The organism is Pseudoalteromonas apostichopi, assembly GCF_030297135.1.
GTDB lineage: Bacteria > Pseudomonadota > Gammaproteobacteria > Enterobacterales > Alteromonadaceae > Pseudoalteromonas > Pseudoalteromonas apostichopi.
Window position 1 is genome coordinate 126,774 of record NZ_AP028065.1, and the last position, 19,150, is coordinate 145,923.

General features: G+C 40.7%; 17 protein-coding genes. 6 read left to right on the plus strand and 11 right to left on the minus strand.

Annotated elements, in window-relative coordinates; all coding sequences use genetic code 11:
- Positions 1-201 precede the first annotated feature (201 nt).
- Positions 202-1,248 carry an NAD(P)-dependent alcohol dehydrogenase gene (locus tag QUE86_RS00560; protein WP_130051355.1) on the minus strand — a complete coding sequence of 349 codons (1,047 nt, stop codon included), beginning with the start codon at positions 1,246-1,248 and terminating at the stop codon, positions 202-204.
- Positions 1,249-1,457: 209 nt separating this feature from the next.
- Between QUE86_RS00560 and QUE86_RS00565 the strand changes: the two genes are divergently transcribed.
- From QUE86_RS00565 to QUE86_RS00575, 3 genes are all read left to right on the plus strand, one after another.
- On the plus strand, positions 1,458-3,200 hold the full coding sequence (locus tag QUE86_RS00565) for an ABCB family ABC transporter ATP-binding protein/permease (RefSeq protein WP_434784482.1): 1,743 nt from the start codon (positions 1,458-1,460) through the stop codon (positions 3,198-3,200).
- Between the two features lie 74 nt (positions 3,201-3,274).
- Entirely contained in the window at positions 3,275-3,988 is a 714-nt protein-coding gene (locus QUE86_RS00570) for a YebC/PmpR family DNA-binding transcriptional regulator (RefSeq protein ID WP_105180428.1), read from the plus strand.
- Between the two features lie 53 nt (positions 3,989-4,041).
- Complete coding sequence (locus QUE86_RS00575; protein WP_286258589.1) at positions 4,042-5,316, plus strand: leucine-rich repeat-containing protein kinase family protein; 1,275 nt, start codon at positions 4,042-4,044, stop codon at positions 5,314-5,316.
- Positions 5,317-5,357: 41 nt separating this feature from the next.
- On the opposite strand, the gene QUE86_RS00580 is transcribed toward QUE86_RS00575, so the two are convergent.
- The 8 genes from QUE86_RS00580 to glk all read right to left on the minus strand — a co-directional run bounded on the left by QUE86_RS00580 (position 5,358) and on the right by glk (position 13,520).
- A complete protein-coding gene (locus QUE86_RS00580; RefSeq protein ID WP_239977819.1) occupies positions 5,358-6,479 on the minus strand; it encodes a sterol desaturase family protein in 1,122 nt (373 codons plus the stop codon).
- A gap of 65 nt (positions 6,480-6,544) precedes the next feature.
- Positions 6,545-6,904, minus strand: a complete 360-nt coding sequence (locus QUE86_RS00585; RefSeq protein ID WP_239977820.1) for a hypothetical protein — start codon at positions 6,902-6,904, stop codon at positions 6,545-6,547.
- A 52-nt stretch (positions 6,905-6,956) separates the two neighbouring features.
- A complete protein-coding gene (locus QUE86_RS00590; RefSeq protein WP_130051351.1) occupies positions 6,957-7,400 on the minus strand; it encodes a hypothetical protein in 444 nt (147 codons plus the stop codon).
- 125 nt (positions 7,401-7,525) lie between these two features.
- Positions 7,526-8,530, minus strand: coding sequence for a type I glyceraldehyde-3-phosphate dehydrogenase (gene gap, locus QUE86_RS00595; RefSeq protein ID WP_063705673.1), 1,005 nt, complete (start codon positions 8,528-8,530; stop codon positions 7,526-7,528).
- Positions 8,531-8,548: 18 nt separating this feature from the next.
- Positions 8,549-9,169: a bifunctional 4-hydroxy-2-oxoglutarate aldolase/2-dehydro-3-deoxy-phosphogluconate aldolase gene (eda, locus tag QUE86_RS00600; protein WP_130051350.1), complete on the minus strand. Its 621-nt coding sequence runs from the start codon at positions 9,167-9,169 to the stop codon at positions 8,549-8,551.
- Positions 9,170-9,203: 34 nt separating this feature from the next.
- A complete protein-coding gene (edd, locus tag QUE86_RS00605; protein WP_130052282.1) occupies positions 9,204-11,054 on the minus strand; it encodes a phosphogluconate dehydratase in 1,851 nt (616 codons plus the stop codon).
- Between the two features lie 431 nt (positions 11,055-11,485).
- Complete coding sequence (locus QUE86_RS00610) at positions 11,486-12,499, minus strand: LacI family DNA-binding transcriptional regulator (protein ID WP_286258601.1); 1,014 nt, start codon at positions 12,497-12,499, stop codon at positions 11,486-11,488.
- A gap of 22 nt (positions 12,500-12,521) precedes the next feature.
- Positions 12,522-13,520 (minus strand): glucokinase, encoded by a 999-nt coding sequence (gene glk / locus QUE86_RS00615; protein WP_286258603.1) that lies wholly within the window; start codon positions 13,518-13,520, stop codon positions 12,522-12,524.
- Positions 13,521-13,934: 414 nt separating this feature from the next.
- On the opposite strand from glk, the gene QUE86_RS00620 reads away from it, so the two are divergent.
- From QUE86_RS00620 to QUE86_RS00630, 3 genes are all read left to right on the plus strand, one after another.
- Positions 13,935-14,954: a LacI family DNA-binding transcriptional regulator gene (locus QUE86_RS00620; protein ID WP_130052281.1), complete on the plus strand. Its 1,020-nt coding sequence runs from the start codon at positions 13,935-13,937 to the stop codon at positions 14,952-14,954.
- 192 nt (positions 14,955-15,146) lie between these two features.
- The gene (locus tag QUE86_RS00625; RefSeq protein WP_178927037.1) at positions 15,147-17,333 is read left to right on the plus strand and encodes an OsmC domain/YcaO domain-containing protein; all 2,187 of its coding nucleotides are present in this window, start codon (positions 15,147-15,149) and stop codon (positions 17,331-17,333) included.
- A gap of 183 nt (positions 17,334-17,516) precedes the next feature.
- Positions 17,517-18,236, plus strand: coding sequence for a hypothetical protein (locus QUE86_RS00630; RefSeq protein WP_286258605.1), 720 nt, complete (start codon positions 17,517-17,519; stop codon positions 18,234-18,236).
- Positions 18,237-18,243: 7 nt separating this feature from the next.
- Here QUE86_RS00630 and QUE86_RS00635 read toward each other — a convergent pair whose 3' ends face one another.
- Both QUE86_RS00635 and QUE86_RS00640 read right to left on the minus strand, forming a co-directional pair.
- The gene (locus QUE86_RS00635; RefSeq protein ID WP_353506589.1) at positions 18,244-18,672 is read right to left on the minus strand and encodes a hypothetical protein; all 429 of its coding nucleotides are present in this window, start codon (positions 18,670-18,672) and stop codon (positions 18,244-18,246) included.
- Positions 18,673-18,713: 41 nt separating this feature from the next.
- The gene (locus QUE86_RS00640; protein WP_286258607.1) at positions 18,714-19,118 is read right to left on the minus strand and encodes a hypothetical protein; all 405 of its coding nucleotides are present in this window, start codon (positions 19,116-19,118) and stop codon (positions 18,714-18,716) included.
- Between the last annotated feature and the right edge of the window lie 32 nt (positions 19,119-19,150).

Genomic DNA, 19,150 nt, shown 5'->3' on the forward strand with positions numbered 1-19,150 from the left:
TGCTCTGTGCACTAAAGAACACAGTAAATAGCAAGATAATGACTGAGAAAAACCGTAACAAGAACTGACCAATAAATTAAGTGGATAACACAGCTATAATGAGGGTAAAAAAATAAAACACAAGTTATTACTTAAATAAAAGTAACTAAAATAAAGCGAGCCTAACTCGACCCGCTTATTAATTTAACTTTGTTAAACAAGTTAAACTTCTAATGATGACATGTCGATAACAAAGCGTGAGGCCATATCACCTTGCTTTAATTTATCGAAAGCGTCATTAATTTGTTCCATTTTGATCATTTCAACTTCTGGCAGAATATTATGTAACGCACAGAAATCGAGGATCTCTTGGGTTTGTGCTATACCACCTATCAATGAGCCAGCAACACGGCGACGTCCAAGCAGAAGTGGAACAGAGTTTGATTCTGCAAGTTCACCAACTTGGCCAACTAGCACTTGGGTACCATCTATATCAAGTAGTGGCATATAAGGTGTAAAGTCATGTTTAACGGGTATGGTATTAATAATTAGATCGAATTGATTAGCATGTGCTTGCATCACTTGTTCATCACTTGAGACTAATAAGTCTTTCGCACCATAATCTAAAACCTGTTGTTTTTTCTTATCACTGCGGCTAATTGCCGTAACATGTGCACCCATTGCAGCTGCGATTTTAATTGCCATGTGACCCAAACCACCTAGACCAATTACCGCAACACGGCTGCCTGGGCCAACATTCCACGTGCGTAGTGGTGAATAAGTTGTGATACCTGCACATAGAATTGGCGCACATTTCGCTAGGTCTAAACCTTTAGGTACATTGAGTACGAACTCTTCACGAACCACAATGTGTTTTGAATACCCACCTTGAGTAAGTTCGCCACTGATACGATCTTGCCCTGAGTATGTACCCACCATTCCTTCGCGACAAAACTGCTCTTCACCATGATGACACTGGTCACAGCTCAAACAGCTATCTACCATACAACCAACAGCGACATTATCGCCCACTTTGTATTTAGTAACGCCGCTACCCACTTCAAGAACGCGGCCAACAATTTCATGACCCGGTACTACTGGGTACTGAGTCCAGCCCCAATCGTTTTTTGCTGTGTGTAAGTCTGAATGACACACGCCACAATAAAGAATTTCAATTGATACATCTTCATCACGAAGTGCACGGCGTTCAAAATGATACGGCTCTAATGGTTTTTCTGAATCATGTGCTGCATAACCGACGGTTTTCATGCTTACTCCTTAATTTTCTTCGTGTTTAACTCATGCAATTAACAAATTTGCTAATGCGCTGGTGTATACTGCACTCAGTATAGAGGTAAATTTGCAAATTACACTTGCCTAAAACACGAAAGCTTTTGCCTATTTTTATCAAATTGATTTAAGAGACCCCCATGCGTGGAATGAGCCGCAAAGAACAGGTGACGAGATCGCCTGATGCAATGAACCTATCACAAAGCATCAAAACACTCTGGCCCTATTTAATGACCTTTAAAGGCCGAGTTATTTTGGCTGTACTAGCTCTTATTGCAGCCAAGGGGGCCACATTGCTGATGCCTTGGGCACTAAAAGAAATAATCGACGCAGTAGATTCTAGTATCAACCCGATATTAAGCGTTCCTATTGCCCTGCTCATCGGCTATGGTTTGCTGCGCTTTGCCAGTGTGTTTTTTGGTGAAGTTCGCGATGCATTGTTTGGCCGTGTTACTGAGCACGCTATGCGCCATATTGGTTTAAAAATATTTAAACACTTACATAGTTTAGAATTAGCCTTTCACCTTGATAGGCAAACAGGCGGTATTAGTCGCGATATAGAGCGTGGTACAAATGGCCTCAGCTTTTTGATGCGCTTTTTGATGTTTAACATCGTGCCAACCCTATTTGAAATAATCACAGTCGCCATTATTTTTGCGACCTTGTTTTCACCTTGGTTTGCATTAGTCACTGTTATCGCTGTCGCTATTTACATTGCTTTTACTGTAATAGTAACTCAGTGGCGTAACCGATTTATACGTGAAGCAAATACTGCCGATAACAACTCAAATACTCGTGCTATCGACAGCTTACTAAATTACGAAACCGTTAAGTACTTCAACAATGAACATTATGAAGCAAACACCTACGACAGCTTTTTAGCTAAGTGGGAACAAGCGAGGCTAAAAAATCGTTTATCGTTACTTGCGCTAAATTCAGGGCAAGCACTTATTATCGCCGCAGCTATTACAGCACTAATGTGGCTAGGTGCCAGTTCAGTGGTCAATAAAGAGCTGACCATAGGTGAGCTTGTGATGATCAATGCTTACATGATCCAGCTATTTCTTCCTCTTAATTTTTTAGGCTTTGTGTATCGTGAAATACGCCGTGCACTAACTGATCTTGAAAACATGCTCGGCTTATTAAATCGAAAAGCCGCTATTAGCGATGACAAAGATGCAAAACCATTAACTACAACAAAAGCAGCTATTCGATTTGAGAATGTCTCTTTTAGTTACGACAAACAACGGCCTATTTTAAATAATTTAAGTTTTGAGGTTACTTCAGGCAGTAAAGTAGCGATTGTCGGTGCCAGTGGCGCAGGTAAAAGTACCTTAAGCCGCCTGCTTTACCGCTTTTATGATGTGGATGCGGGCAAAATTTATATTGATGAGCAAGCAATCAACACAGTTACACTTGAAAGTTTGCGCCAAGCTATTGCCATCGTACCGCAAGATACCGTGCTATTTAACACCAGCATTCGCGAAAACATCGCCTACGGAAATCCAACGGCAAGCGAAGATGATATTGATAAAGCTATAAGCCTTGCCCACTTAGATGGGTTTATTGCAAGCCTAGATAAAGGCGATAAAACCCTTGTTGGTGAGCGCGGTTTAAAAGTGTCGGGCGGCGAAAAGCAACGTATAGCAATTGCCAGAGCCATTTTAAAGGGTTCACCTATTTTATTATTTGATGAGGCAACATCAGCGCTTGATTCGCATTCAGAGCAAGCTATTTTAAGTGCTATGCGTGAAGTCGCGCAAAAGCACACCAGCATAGTCATTGCTCATCGTTTATCAACAATCACCGACGCAGACAAAATTATTGTTATGAAACAAGGACAAGTTGTTGAACAAGGTCAGCACCAACAGCTACTTGCGGCGAATGGCGAATATGCTCGAATGTGGCAGTTACAGCAAAGCGACGAATAAACACTGTTAACTACTAGGTTAAATGATTAGAATAACGGCTTTATTTTTATCTATAACAAAAAGGCAACACGCAGATGGGCAGAGCTTATCAAAACAAAAAAGACTCAATGGCAAAAACTGCGGGTGCAAAAACCAAAGTTTATTCAAAGTACGGAAAAGAAATTTATATCTGCGCTAAGAATGGTGGTGTTGATCCCGATGGCAACTTAGCACTTCGTCGCTTAATTGAGCGTGCTAAGAAAGACCAAGTACCTACGCATGTAATCGAGCGTGCAATCGATAAAGCCAAAGGTGGTGGCGGCGAAGATTACGTAGCAACTCGCTATGAAGGTTACGGCCCGGGCAACTGTATGATCATTGTTGACTGCTTAACCGACAACAACAAACGTACCTTCGCTGACGTACGTGTTTGTTTTACTAAAGCAAATGCAAAAATTGGTGCGCAAAATTCAGTATCACACTTATTTGATCACCTCGCTATTTTTGTTTTTGACGGTGATGATGACGAAGCTGTATTAGAAGCATTGATGATGGCAGATGTCGATGTAACAGATGTAGAAGTTGAAGACGGTAAAATCACCGTATTTGCTCCACACACAGAATACAACAACACCCGTACAGCACTTGAAGAAATGGGAATTACTGATTTCCACGAAGATTTAATTGCCTTTGTGCCGCAAGTAGAAGCACCCATTGAAGGTGAAGACGTTGAAGTCATGGAACGCTTTTTAGCCATGCTAGAAGACTGTGATGACGTACAAAACGTTTACCATAACGCACAGTTTTAATTAAAAAGGCCAACCAAGTTGGCCTTTTACCTTTTAGCACAAAGGAATCAACATTGAATACCCTCGAAGAGTTAAAAGCCGGTTCTCTACAAGGTAGTACACGGCTTCAGCTTGTTGCAGAACTAACTGAATTCCCAAAAGAAATTTATACCCTAGCCGATACGTTAGAAACCCTTGATTTATCTAATAACCAGCTAAGTGATTTACCTGACGATTTTTACAAATTAAAAAATCTAAAACGACTGTTTTTATCATTTAATCAGTTTAAACACATACCTGACGTGCTAAGACAATGCCCAAACTTAATCATGGTGGCATTTAAAAGTAATCAAATTACTGAATTTAAAGCACACTGTTTGCCAACGAAAATTGAATGGCTGATCTTAACTGATAATCAAATCCCCGCTTTGCCGGATACATTTGGTGAGTACAGTCAGCTTAAAAAGCTGGCACTGGCCGGCAATCAGTTAACACATTTGCCAGGGTCAATGGCTAATTGTAAAGAGCTTGAGCTAATACGTTTAAGCGCCAATAAGCTTACAAAAGTTGAAGATTGGCTTTTAGCCTTACCGAAACTTGCTTGGCTTGCCTTCTCTGGTAACGATTTAAATCGTTCAACCAGCTTACATTGTGAGCTGTTTAGCCAAATAGCACTGGATGAAATCGATGTTAAAAAGCAGATTGGCCAAGGCGCATCTGGGGTTATTCACTTCGCAAACTGGCATCAACGACCTGTTGCCCTTAAGTTATTTAAAGGCGAGATCACCAGTGATGGCTACCCACTCGATGAGCTTAATTGCTGTTTACAAGCAAGTGAGCACCCAAACCTAATTAAAGCGTTGGGCTATGTTGATGAAGAGTCACAACTGGGTTTAGTAATGGAGCTGATCAATAAAGAGTTTACGAACCTTGGTTTACCACCATCACTTGCAAGTTGTACCCGTGACACATTCGAAGACAACTGCCAGTACACGCCTGAAATGGTGTTAAAAATCGTTCAACAAATGACAAGTACCCTCGCCCATTTGCATAAAAAGCAAGTTAGCCATGGTGACATTTATGCCCATAACAGCATGATCAATTCACAAGGCGATTTATTGTTTGGTGACTTTGGTGCCGCAACCGATTTATCGATGCTAATGCCAACTCAACAACAGCTATTAGAAGGCATTGAAGTACGTGCCCTCGGTTATTTTATCGATGATTTACTGACTGTTGTGACTGAACAAAACAACATTACAAAGATGCTTGCCGACATAGCCCAAGAGTGCTTGGTACTCAACTCAGAAAAACGACCTCGCTTTTCTGAGCTGCTTGCGCGATTATGATTTAATACTAATTTGCCTATAAACAAAGCCTCACTGAGGCTTTATTTTTGCCTGTTAAACGGAAACAGCTGCTGCTTTAACATTCCTTCGGGCATGTAATCGCCAACCACACCATATTTATCGGGCCACTCTGCTTGACCTTTTACAGCGGTGCCAAATAGATAATCTAAAAAAGAAAAATGCGCTGCATAGTTACGGTCAATGGCCGCTTTATCAGATGAATGGTGCCAATGATGAAACTGAGGAGTAACCAGAAAATACTTTAACCAACCAAAATTTACGCGAACATTGGCATGGTTAAACACAGCCTGAAAGCCAACAATAATCACATAAAGGCTAATGACTTCAGATGGAAAGCCCAGTACAAAAATAGGCGTAAGTACTAAGCTACGCGTCACTAATATTTCTAAAATATGCTGACGTGAGCCTGCGAGCCAATCCATTTCTTTTGCACTATGATGCACGGCATGAAAACGCCAAAGCAGAGGTACTTCGTGATAAGCCCTATGCACAAAGTATTGCATTAAATCGGCCACTAAAATAATTAAAAAGAGCTGGAGTAAAAATGGCATTTGTATAATAAAGCCTTGCACAGTATCAGATACAGCCCAGCCAAATGCGTGATGCACAAACTGATTGGTTGCAAGAAGCACAAAACCGATAATTAAATGATTTACAAAGAAATGATTTAAATCGCCTTGCCACTCAGAGCGGAGAATTTTTTGCTCTTTGCGGTGCGGTAGCAGCTTCTCAATTAAAATAAAAATCAGTGTGGAGCCAAGTAAATCAAGAATGAACCAATCAAGCCCTAGGTATGGCGTATTATCTCTAAAATCGCCCACTTGAACATTCGGGCCACCAAATGCAATAGCAAGAAGTATCAGCACCCAAGCTGTTGCACCGAGTCGTTTGTTAGTGTTACGAACAAAGTTCAACAAGCCTAAACTGCCTGAAATAATTAGTGCCACGAACATTAGCTGACGCAAAAACTCAACGCTGTAGTTTTGTCGAAGCTCTGGCGTCGTTAAGTACTCAGGAAAGTGAAAAGCTAATACTCCTAAACAGGATAAAATCGCTAAGAAGCAGGCAATATAGCCACTGATATTTCCTTCACCCACTTGAAACTGCTCAGCCCGAAATAACCGATGATAAAGACGAGTCATGATATAAAAATCCATTTATCAATTTTTTGCAGCATAACACAGAAGAATTTAGGAACAAATATACGCTAAGCCATCACTATCATGTGTACACAACAAATTGATACTAAGCTAATAAAACCTAAAACTAGGCTGCGTTCAGGTAGGAAATGAATAATCAACGCAGGCATTTCAATAATGTGTGAAGTCATTGGCCTATAGCATAAACTATGTTTTTCAAAGTTCATGAAAGCGTTTTTTAGCCTTTCAAGGTAGAGCATTAATCCAGCTAAATGAATAAGCACAAATGTCGATGGACCTAAAAACTCTAGTAGTGCCATAAGCTCATACCCCATCATTAACTCAGGTCCTGCAATGAGAATTACTAAAACCAGCGCGATTGTTTTATACAGCTTATTAGCGAATAACTGTCTAATTTTATTAAACATCCATATCCTTATGAAACGATTTAGGCTTATAAAAGAATAAGCCTTTTAAATATTATTGGAATGCTTTATCAAACTTATCTTGATCAAGGTATTTATCAAATGCACCTAAAGCATTACCAACACTTGGCTCAGCCATTAACTCTTGCATTGCAACTTCACCCACAATACCGAATGCGTTTTCCATTGCTCCCTGACCGCCGACTTCAATCGCCGCCCTTGCTTGCTTTGGACAGTCTTCGGTTAATAAACGCGTAACTAACGCACCAACATAGCGATTAGTTTCATCCATATCTTGTTCTGTCACGTTCGAGAAAGGCTTAATTATACTGTGCGTCGACATACCTAGATAAATCCACTTAGCGAGGTTCTTTCGTTCTTTGCCATTTAGTGAATCAGTTAAACACACTGCAAGTTGCTGTGCTTCTTGCGATGCGGATACATAACTAGGCAGTATCGACGATAAAAAGAGTGACGTAGTTAATAAGATTTTTTTCATTATCTTTCCTTGAAAACAATTACGCACAATAAAGTAATGTGAATCCAAATTAATTTCCAGTAAAAACCAAAAAAGCCACGATAAACGTGGCTTTGTTGGATAAAGCTTAAACTTTTACTGTTCTATTATAAGAACTGACCTAGCGCTTTAACTTGGTCTAACATGCGGTTTGAGAAACCCCACTCGTTATCGTACCAAGCCATCACTTTAACAAGCTTACCATCTACTTTAGTTTGGGTAGAGTCGAAGATTGAAGACGCTGGGTTGTGGTTAAAGTCGATAGAAACAAGCGGTAGTTCGTTGTATTCAAGAATACCTTGCATTGCACCTTCTGATGCTGCTTTAACTACTTCGTTGATTTCTGCTGCAGTTGTTTCACGCTTAGCAACGAACGTTAAGTCTACTAAAGAAACGTTGATTGTTGGTACACGTACTGCCATGCCGTCTAGTTTACCCGCAAGTTCAGGAAGTACTAAGCCAACTGCTTTAGCAGCACCTGTTTTAGTTGGGATCATTGACTGAGTTGCGCTACGTGCACGATATAAATCTGGGTGATAAACGTCAGATAAGTTTTGATCGTTTGTGTATGCATGAATTGTCGTCATGCTACCTTGCTCGATACCTACTGTGTCGTTGATTGCTTTTGCAATCGGCGCTAAACAGTTTGTTGTACACGATGCATTTGAGATAATGTTGCTGTCAGCGTTTAATACTTCACTATTAACACCATGAACAACAGTTGCATCCATATCAGTACCAGGAGCAGAAACGATTACTTTTTTAGCACCTGCTTCAATGTGTTTAGCCGCTGCCTCACGTGAAGTGAATAAACCAGTACATTCTAGAACGATATCTACGTTTAGAGCTTTCCAAGGAAGGTTTGCAGGATCACGCTCTTGCGTAAGGGTAATTTCGTCATTACCAATTAGCATGGTGTTTTCAGCAAGTGTTACTTTTTGAGAAAATTGACCGTGAACTGAGTCAAATTGAGTTAAATGCGCGTTAACATTTGCTGGTGCTAAATCGTTAATTGCAACGATTTTGATTTCGTTGTTTTGAGCTGACTCATAAAGGGCACGTAATACGTTACGACCGATACGTCCATAGCCATTAATTGCAACATTAATCATTCTAATATCTCCCGTTAATTATTTTACTTCACTTGCTTGGCGAGCAAGCGCTTCAATGGCTTGCCAGTCTTTGTTTTCAATAAGTTGTTTGTCTAACATCCACGTACCACCCACACAGATAACGTTTTTAAGTGCGAGGTAGTTAGGTGCTGTTTCTAGGCTAATGCCGCCTGTTGGACAAAATGTTACTTGTGGTAAAGGGCCACCAATTGATTTCAGCATTGCAGTGCCACCCGCTGCTTCTGCAGGGAAGAACTTTAGAAACTTAAAGCCTTGGCTTGCTAATTTCATTACTTCACTTGGTGTCGCAGCACCTGGTAAAAATGGAATATCAGACTCTTTAGCCAGTGCTAATAATTCGTCGTTTACGCCAGGGCTAACCATAAAGTCAGCACCGGCTTCAACTGATGCATTAAATGTCGCTTTATCAACCACAGTACCTGTGCCAACGTATGCTTCTGGTACGGCTTCTTTCATTAGCTTCACTGCTTCTGCCGCAATTGGCGTACGCAAAGTAATTTCTAATGCTTTTAAGCCACCGTTATAAAGCGCACGTGCAAGGGGTGCTGCATCTTCAAGTTTTTCGATAACAACAACCGGTACCACAGGTGCCGATGATAAAATTTTCTCAATGCTCATTGTTTGTTCCTCATAGCCCAGTAACGGCGTATTATTATTCTAAACCAAAGGCGCTAGCGCCTAGGTCTGCACTACTTACTATATTTCTGAAACCTGCAAATAACTCTCGACCTGTGCCGTATGTTTGGCTTGGTTGGCTAAGTTGTAATTCACGTTTTGCTAATTCTTCATCGCTTACATGTACTTTCAATACACCTGCTGGTGCGTCAAGCGTCACTAAATCACCTTCGTGAATTTTAGCGATTACACCACCTTCAACAGCTTCTGGTGCTAAGTGGATTGCAGCAGGAACTTTACCAGATGCACCCGACATACGACCGTCTGTGACAATCGCCACTTTGTAGCCTTGGTCTTGCAGTGTTGCCATTACTGGCGTCAACTTATGAAGTTCAGGCATGCCTTTCGCTTTCGGACCTTGCTCTTTAATTACAGCAATAAAGTCTGTGTTTAATTCACCGCGGCTATACGCTTCTTGTAATTCACCTTGTGAGCTAAATACTTTAGCTGGTGCAGAAACAACTTGGTGTGACTCTGCCACTGCTGATACTTTAATAACTGCTTTACCAAGGTTACCAGTAAGAAGCTGTAAACCACCCTGCTTACTAAACGGGTTATCAATTGGGCGCAATACTTCTTCGTCGTGTGACTTTTCAGGACACGACACCCATTTAACTTTGCTTGGGCCTGTGCTGTTAGTCATAATCACTGATGAATCTTTATCTAACATTGGCTCCGTGGTGTAAGCTTCTAGGCCATCACCGACAATCGTTTTCACATCGTTATGTAAGTAACCTTTGCTAAGTAGTTGCTTCATTAAGAAGCCCATACCGCCAGCTGCTTGGAAGTGGTTCACATCAGCTGAGCCGTTCGGGTAGATACGCGTAAGAAGTGGCACAACTTCAGATAAGTCAGCCATGTCTTTCCACGTTAGGATCACACCTGCAGCTTTCGCAATAGCCACTAAGTGGATTGCGTGGTTTGTTGAGCCGCCTGTTGATAACAAGCCAACTAAACCATTAATAATTGTTTTTTCACTTACTACATCTGCAAGGCAGTTAGCATCTTTTGTTTCGATTAACTGCTTTAACATAGTTTCTACAGCATGACCTGTTAAACCATCACGTAGTTCTGTGTAAGGGTTAATGAAAGAGCTACCTGGTAAATGTAGACCCATGATTTCCATTAACATTTGATTCGAGTTTGCCGTACCGTAGAAAGTACATGTACCGGCACTGTGATAAGATGCGCTTTCAGCTTCAAGAAGCTCTTCACGACTTACTAAGCCTTGTGCAAATTTTTGACGAACACGAGCTTTTTCTTTATTCGGGATACCCGATTGCATTGGACCTGCTGGTAAAAAATACGTTGGTAAATGACCAAATGATAAAGCACCAATTAAAAGTCCTGGGACGATTTTGTCACAAACACCTAAACAGAAAACACCGTCGAATACATCATGCGATAAAGAAACCGCAGTAGACATTGCAATCACGTCACGTGAGAACAATGATAACTCCATACCGTCACGGCCTTGTGTTACGCCATCACACATTGCTGGTACGCCGCCAGCAACTTGTGCTGTTGCATCGTACTTAGTCGCAAGGTTTTTGATGATTTCTGGGTAATCTTTGTAAGGGACATGCGCAGAAAGCATGTCGTTATAAGCGTTGATGATAGCTAGATTTGGTTGCTCGTCTGCTTTTAAACGATCTTTGTCATCGCTGCTACAAGCAGCCATAACATGTGCAATATTACCACAGCCTAAACCTGCACGAACTCTTGTTTGTTTTTTTGCGTGCGAGATTCGCTCTAAATAAGCTTGGCGGGTCTCTTTACTGCGTTCGATAACGCGTTCGGTGACTTCTTGAATACGAGGATGCAACATATAAATTCGACTCATCTCTATAGTTAGAGGATAAAGGCTCAGTAACAATTACAGACTCCACGAAAATAATTGTACTGAGCATCTTTGATTTACCCGTTCAAAGGTACGCTGACAGGCTGTCTCTCACAACCAACCTGACACCGGTGTCACTGTATTAACTCATGACTGTGACACCGGTGTCAACCTTATCTGTTAAATTTAGTTTAATTTTTTTAAATGACCAAATAATGAACAACTTTATTTTAGTAGAATCTGAGCAGAATTCATATGAAGTACTACTATCAAAGGCGTACCCTCTAGCCTAAGTTTGTAGTTAGTTCTATTTTAAAACAATGAGTTAAAGTGTTGTTATCCATTTTACCCATCTGAAATAAAAAAGCCCGAGAACGCGTCACTCATTCTCGGGCTACTGTGAAAAAACAAGATGAAATTTATTTAATTGCAGCTGTCGACTCACGAGTAATGAGTTTTGCTTCAAGGGTTACTTGATAAGGCGACTCTTGTGGGTCACTAATATGAGTAATCAATTGCCTGACTGCTTGCTGAGTCATTTCTTCAACTGGTTGAGCAATGGTAGTTAACCCTGGCCAGATATGACGAGCAATTGGAGCGTTATCAAATCCAGCGATAGAAATATCATCTGGCACTCTTAACTGCATTTGCGTAGCAAGTTTTAACACCGCTGCTGCCATGTAATCATTTGAAGCAAATACCGCCGTTGGCCGAGGATTTAAATCTAGAATAGTACGGGCACTGTCAACACCTGAGTGATAACTGAAGTTACCTTCTTCAACTAAGCGCTCATCAAACTCAATGCCGTTTGAAGCAAGTGCTCTTCGGTAACCTTTAAAACGTTGCTCTGTAGCACTGTGATCAGGGTGACCTTTAATGAAAGCGATTTCTTTATGACCAAGCTTAATAAGATGCTCAGTTATTTCAAAAGCTCCCTGCTCATCATTACTTCTTACAGAAATAGAGTCGTCTTCAAGTACCGCTGATGCGACGCGAGCATACGGGATCTTTTTCGATTTTAAAAAGCTTACAAGTTCAGGAAAATCTGAAAATGGGGGGGTCAGTACAATACCGTCTAAACGCGAGGTTTGAATCAACTGCTCAATATTACTAATTAATTCGTCGCCACGTAACTCACAAGGATGGATCAATAAGTTGTAATTAAGCTCATGACAGGCAGCTAAGGCACCAGTTTGGACACGGGTAATATAGCTTTTACTAGGATTATCGTATAAGCAACCAATAATAAAACTACGGTTTTGTGCCAAACCTCGTGCAATTGGGTTTGGCGTGTAATCAAGCTCTTTAAATACTTTAAGTACTTTTTCGCGCGTTGCATCACTCACGTTTGGCTCGTTGTTGAGAACGCGAGATACTGTTTTTTTCGATACACCGGCATAGCTGGCGACACTGTTGATGGTTACTTTCTTCATCCGCTCTACATCCAACTGCTAATTACGCGTTACTTTTAACATGTATACACGCAGCAGCACCAATGAATGGAATGTTGTCTTGTGTTACAAGCGTAACAGGGATCTGTGAAGTATATTGCGACATTATGCCTTTGTCTGCAAAACGTTCAACAAATCGACTAGATAATAGACGTTGTTGCATGCGAGGTAAAATACCACCACCAATAAATACGCCACCTAATGCGCCAAATGTTAGGGCTAAATCCCCTGCTACGCTACCAATCCAATCACAAAATTGATTTAGCGTTGCATCACACACTTCACATTGACCTGTAGTTGCCAACTCACTGATTTGTGCTGCATCTAAATTCTTAGCTTCAACGCCTTTTACTGCAGCCATAGCACGATATAAATGCGCTATACCAGGGCCTGAGAACACAGTCTCTACAGACACATGATTTAATTGCTTTTTAAGTTCAGTCATTAGAAACCGGTCTAATTCAGTTACTGCTGCAAGAGTAATATGGCCTGCTTCGCAGCTAAGAACAGCGCTGCCTTGAGATGTTCGAACTAAACACGCAGCACCAAAACCTGTACCAGGTCCCATTACGGCAATATTAGCATTTTCATCAGCTTGGCCTGCTTTAACGGCCATATTTTGTGAATCATCTAAATAAGGAGCCGCATAAGCAAATGCAGCAAAATCGTTGATTACTTCAAGTTGCTCAAATGCGAATTCAACTTTTAAGTCTGCAACATTAAAGTGCCAGCCAAGGTTTGTTAAATGTACTTGACCTGCTTTAATCGGACCCGCTACCGCTAAACATGCACGGTTTGGCTTTGGAAATGAAATTTGGCTGAAATACTGAGTAATTGCACTTTCTAAAGAGCCAAAGTCAGCACTTGGGAATGTTAAATTATGCTCGATAACAAACTGGTTAGTTTGTGCATTAAAGTCAGTGATTAAAGCGAAACGAGCGTTAGTGCCGCCAATATCGGCAACAAGAATAGGAGCGAATTCTGTCGTTGTCTGTGTGTTCATGTTGTTTTCTCTATTTGTCTAAGCTAGTTGCCGCTTATTTTTCTAGTTTTCAATGGCAAAGCCATTGTGTCTGCTAAACTTTGGGTCATTGCCTCAAGGAAGCTATCTTTTGTATTAAAAAAATGCTGCCCAATTGAATGGGCAGCCAAATACGTTTTGACAACAAAATGATAAAACAGTGACATTATGACACCGGTGTCAGATTGGGATCAATAAAAATTTTCATTATTTGTGCATGCATACGTATTTATTAAGAAAACCTGCGTATTAAGTATCGAAAAAGCATATATATACGCATAAAAAATGCCTAGCTGTGTACAGAACAGTCACACACACGCCGCTTGTCACAAATAGCTTGAAAAAAATATTAAATAGCCGAAAATGGAAATACTTCTTCTGTTATTTGGTAACCATATGAAAGGTAAGGCGACATCATTTGACATTGCACATTATGCGGGTGTGTCACAGTCAACCGTGTCTCGCGCGCTGCGAAATAGCCCTTTGGTCAACGAAGAAACGCGTCGACGTGTTCACGAGGTAGCAAAGCAGCTCAACTATAAAGTTGATAAAAATGCCAGTAACTTAAGAACACAACAAAGTAGCACCCTGGCACTTTTATTATTTGAAGATCCAACCTCGGATGAATCACAAATAAATCCTTTCTTCTTAGCAATGCTAGGCAGTATTACAAGAGCCTGTGCAAAAGAAGGCTACGATTTACTCGTATCGTTTCAGTCTAGCAGCTCTGATTGGCAAGCTGATTACGAAGACAGCCACCGTGCAGATGGCCTAATTTTGCTTGGTTATGGTGATTACCTCGATTATCAACCTAAGTTTAAAACCTTAATTGACCAAAACACTAAGTTTGTATGTTGGGGTGCAAGCGTAGATAACCGCCCAGATTTAACTGTCAGCTGTGATAACTACGGCGGTGGTAAATTAGCTGCTGAGCATTTACTCGCAACCGGAAGAACTGATTGTGCATTTATTGGTGATGCCTCTGATCATAGCCCTGAGTTTTTTGCTCGCTACCAAGGTTTTAAAGATGCATTCTTAGCCAAAGGCGTGGCTTTAAACGAGCGTAAGATGGCTAATGCTATTTCAACAGAAGAATCTGGCTATCACGCGACTCGTTCCCTCATAGCAAATAACATTCGTTTTAACTCATTATTTGCGGCCAGCGACTTGATTGCTATTGGTGCTATTCGCGCGTTAAAAGAAGCAAAAATCAAGGTCCCCGATGATGTACATGTTGTTGGTTTTGATAACATTGCGGTTGCCAGCTTTGTAAACCCACCACTTACCACTGTTCAACAAGACACTACCCTCGCCGGACAAATGTTGGTAGATAACCTGCTCAAACTCATTCGGGGTGAAGATGTAGAGAATACCCTTTTACCACCACGGTTAATTATTCGTGGTTCGAGTGTTTAATTTTTAGCGATAACAGCTTTGTTATCGCCTACTCCCTTCCCAACCAGAAACTTATTGCATTAAAATTAGTTTTTTTTCGATTTACCCAAGACTATTACTTCGAAAAAGCAGATAATTACACCTATTATGATGAAAACGCTTATCTGGCACACAAAGCTTAGATAGCAACGCGCACAAAGGTGGAATTTTTTAATGGAAATTAAAGTTAATTTTCTCGACAACCTCAGGCTTGAAGCTAAGTTTGATGATTTCTCTGTCATTGCAGACCAACCTATACGCTATAAGGGTGATGGCACTGCACCAAGTCCATTCGATTACTTCTTAGCTTCATCTGCATTGTGTGCGGCTTACTTTATTAAAGTGTATTGTAATTCACGCGATATCCCGACAGATGGTATTCGTGTTGCACAAAACAATATCGTTGACCCAGAAGACCGCTATAACCAAATTTTCCAAATTCAGGTTGAATTACCAGAAAGCCTTTCTGAGAAAGACCGCACGGGTATTTTACGCTCTGTTGAACGCTGTACAGTAAAACGTGTTATTCAAACCGGCCCTGAATTTAAAATCGATACTGTTGAAAGCATTGAAGCTGATGCGCAAGCAATGCTGATGGCAAAACCAGGTGATGACAGCAACACGTTTATTTTAGGTAAAGATTTACCGCTTGAAGAAACCATCGCAAATATGACGACCATCCTTGAAGAGTTAGGGATGAAAATCGAAATCTCTTCTTGGCGTAATATTGTGCCAAATGTGTGGTCTTTACATATCCGTGACGCTGCGTCGCCAATGTGTTTTACCAATGGTAAAGGTGCAACTAAAGAAAGCGCGCTATGTTCTGCTTTAGGTGAGTTTATTGAGCGCTTAAACTGTAACTTCTTCTATAACGACCAGTTCTTAGGCGAAGACATTGCCAATAGCGAGTTTGTTCATTACCCAAATGAAAAGTGGTTTGCACTAACTGACGATGACTCGCTACCAGAGGGTATTTTAGATAATTACACCCGTGAAATTTATAATCCAGATGGTGAACTTTGTGGCTCACACCTAATCGATACCAACTCTGGTAATAAAGATCGTGGTATTTGCTCTATTCCTTATGTTCGCCATTCAGACGGTGAAACTGTTTACTTTCCTTCAAACCTGATCGAAAACTTATTCTTAAGTAATGGTATGAGCGCAGGTAACAATTTTGCCGAGGCAAAAGTACAATGTTTATCTGAAATTTTCGAGCGTGCCGTTAAGCGTCAAATCATTGAACAAGAAATTGTTTTACCAGACGTACCACAGGAAGTATTAAATAAATATCCAGGTATTGTTGCGGGTATTAATGGTCTTGAAGAACAAGGTTTCCCTGTTGTAGTAAAAGATGCCTCGCTAGGTGGTCAGTTCCCAGTGATGTGCGTAACACTCATGAACCCTAAAACAGGAGGGGTATTTGCCTCTTTTGGTGCGCACCCAAGCTTTGAAGTTGCGTTAGAGCGCAGTTTAACTGAGTTATTACAAGGCAGAAGCTTTGAAGGCTTAAACGATGTACCTAAGCCAACGTTCAATAGCATGGCGGTTTCTGAGCCTGAAAACTTTGTAGAGCACTTTATTGACTCAACGGGCGTGATCTCATGGCGTTTCTTCAGCGCTAAACACGATTATGATTTTGTTGAATGGGATTTCTCTGGCAGCAATGAGGAAGAAACAGCGAGCTTATTCGGAATTTTAGAAAGCTTAGGTAAAGAAGCTTACATTGCTGAGTTCTCTGACCTTGGTACTGCTTGCCGCATTTTGGTGCCCGATTACTCAGAAGTTTATCCTGTAGAAGACTTAATCTGGGACAATACCAATAAAGCACTGAACTTCCGCGAAGATATCTTAAACCTACACCGTTTATCAGAAGATCAACTTGCCGATTTAGTTGAACGCCTAGAACAAAGTGAACTAGATAACTACATTGATATCATCACCTTAATCGGCATTGAGTTTGATGAAAACACAGTGTGGGGTCAGTTAACGATTCTTGAGCTTAAACTACTTATTTACTTAGCACTTGGTGATTTAGAAGCAGCAATGGAGCTTGTTGAAGCTTTCTTACAATATAACGACAATACCATTGTTGAACGTGGCCTATTCTACCAGGCAATGCACGCAACGTTAGAAGTAGCACTAAGCGATGACCTTGAGATTGAAGATTACATTCACAGCTTCACTCGTATGTTTGGTCAAGAAACCATGGATGCTGTAGTTGGCTCAATTAATGGCGATGTGATGTTTTATGGCTTGACAGAAACCAGCATGAAGCTTGAAGGTTTAGATAGACACCTTCGTTTAATCGAAAGTTACAAAAAGCTACACGCTGCTCGCGCGAAAAAAGCGGGCTTATAGACAAGTATCTAGAGCTGTAAGTAACCAACTTACAGCTTCAACTTTATGTTTAATAAAAGAATTAGTTTATTTCTCAATAAAACGCTAACATTTTTTGTATTCACTCCACCACATAGCTCCACCTTGTCCCGTTGTTTTTAAACTGGTAAATTTAGCCGAAATTTCACTCTACCAGTAAGTTAAATGGATTTAAAAAGCTCTATTACTGCCGTTCTTATCCTACTTGCAATGCTTTGTTGTTATTCTTGCTTTGCAAAAATAACAATTGGTGTATCAAGTGAAAATGGCGAGTCGTTAAAGTACTCACGTAAACAATTTCAGGGTGAATTAAAATCAGCCTATAGCTGTGTGATCAATCAACTTGATAGCAACTACGACGTAATCACTGTACCGCAAGCACGACTTATCAAAATGCTGAAAAACAATGAAGTAGATATTGCTATGCCACTTTTATTGTTGCCAACGAGGGATCAATTTGCGACCCGCTCAGCGACAATTTATCAGGTTGGATATGAGCTGATTAGCCACAGTACTGACCCAGATTTGAGTATCGAGAATTTACGCAGGCAGGCTAACTTGCATGGTATCGTGTATAAACGCGGCACCGGGGCACGTACCTTAATGCTTAAATATTTAGGAATTAATGAAAATGAATTTCTAAGTCATGAACACCAAGTCAGTACATGGCAACAAGCCGTTGATTTTGTAGGTAAGAACAGAGCTGCTATTACAGCCCTTCCTTCAGTGATAGCAAAAGATATCGAGCCTCACCACTTTGATGGCGTTACACGTATTAAAATGCCAGACCACCAATTAGGGCTATATATATCATCACATTTTGCCAAAAGCGCTGAAGCATCGATAATCAATGATGCATCAAAAACCTGTAAAGAGTTTAGATAATAATGAGTTATTTACTTTGATTTGTATTAAATTCAGACAAACGATTTTCAACTTGCAAACGCTCTTGCTCGGTTAGTTCACCATAAAACTTAGGGTACGGCCAGCCATAGCCCCAACGAAAACTGGTAGGTAAAAAAGGTGTACCACCTACTCTGACACCAGCAAGCATCAATACCGCAACTTCTTGCTCACCTACTTTTGCAACACACTCTTTTAAATCTATATCAGCTTGCTCACGTTGTTTAAAGGTTCCACCTTGCCAATAAGCGAGATCATGGGCAGTGCAGCAAGCTAACCATAAGTTTTTATGTTCTATTGTTCCATCAGGAAAAGAGCTGCAACCATCTGTAGTGAAGGGTTTTAGTTCAGCACTACTCGTATTAGAAACATGAAAAAGTAAGAACAAACCTAGCATAACATTAAGATAATTAGCCAAAGTTCTGACCTCAAGAAACTAGATTGCAATAGTAAAAATTTTCAATATTCAACTTGGTACGCAAACCCTTCACAACTAAGCGCTTTTTGGCAATCGGTATCTGCATGAGCACTGATATAACACTGCCCATAGACAATCGCGTTGCCCCCCCTTTGCTGTACTTTACTTTTAAGGGTTTCTTGGAGTTTACCTCTAGAACCATCAATATCATCAAACGGACCAGCTTGTGGTAAATGCATATCACTTTCTAATTGGCAATAATAGCTCGAAACTTGGCCAAGAAATGTTGCTCTGTGACTCACTAATTGGCGATCGGTAAATACTTCAACATTGTGGCCTCGTACTGATGTTTCAACATCACCAAGCACATACTCACCCACGTTTGTATTTATTGCACATGAACACAATAAGCCAACACTCAACAAAGTAGATAAAAACCTGAACATATTTGCACCTTCCCTGAATTTATTGATCAGCT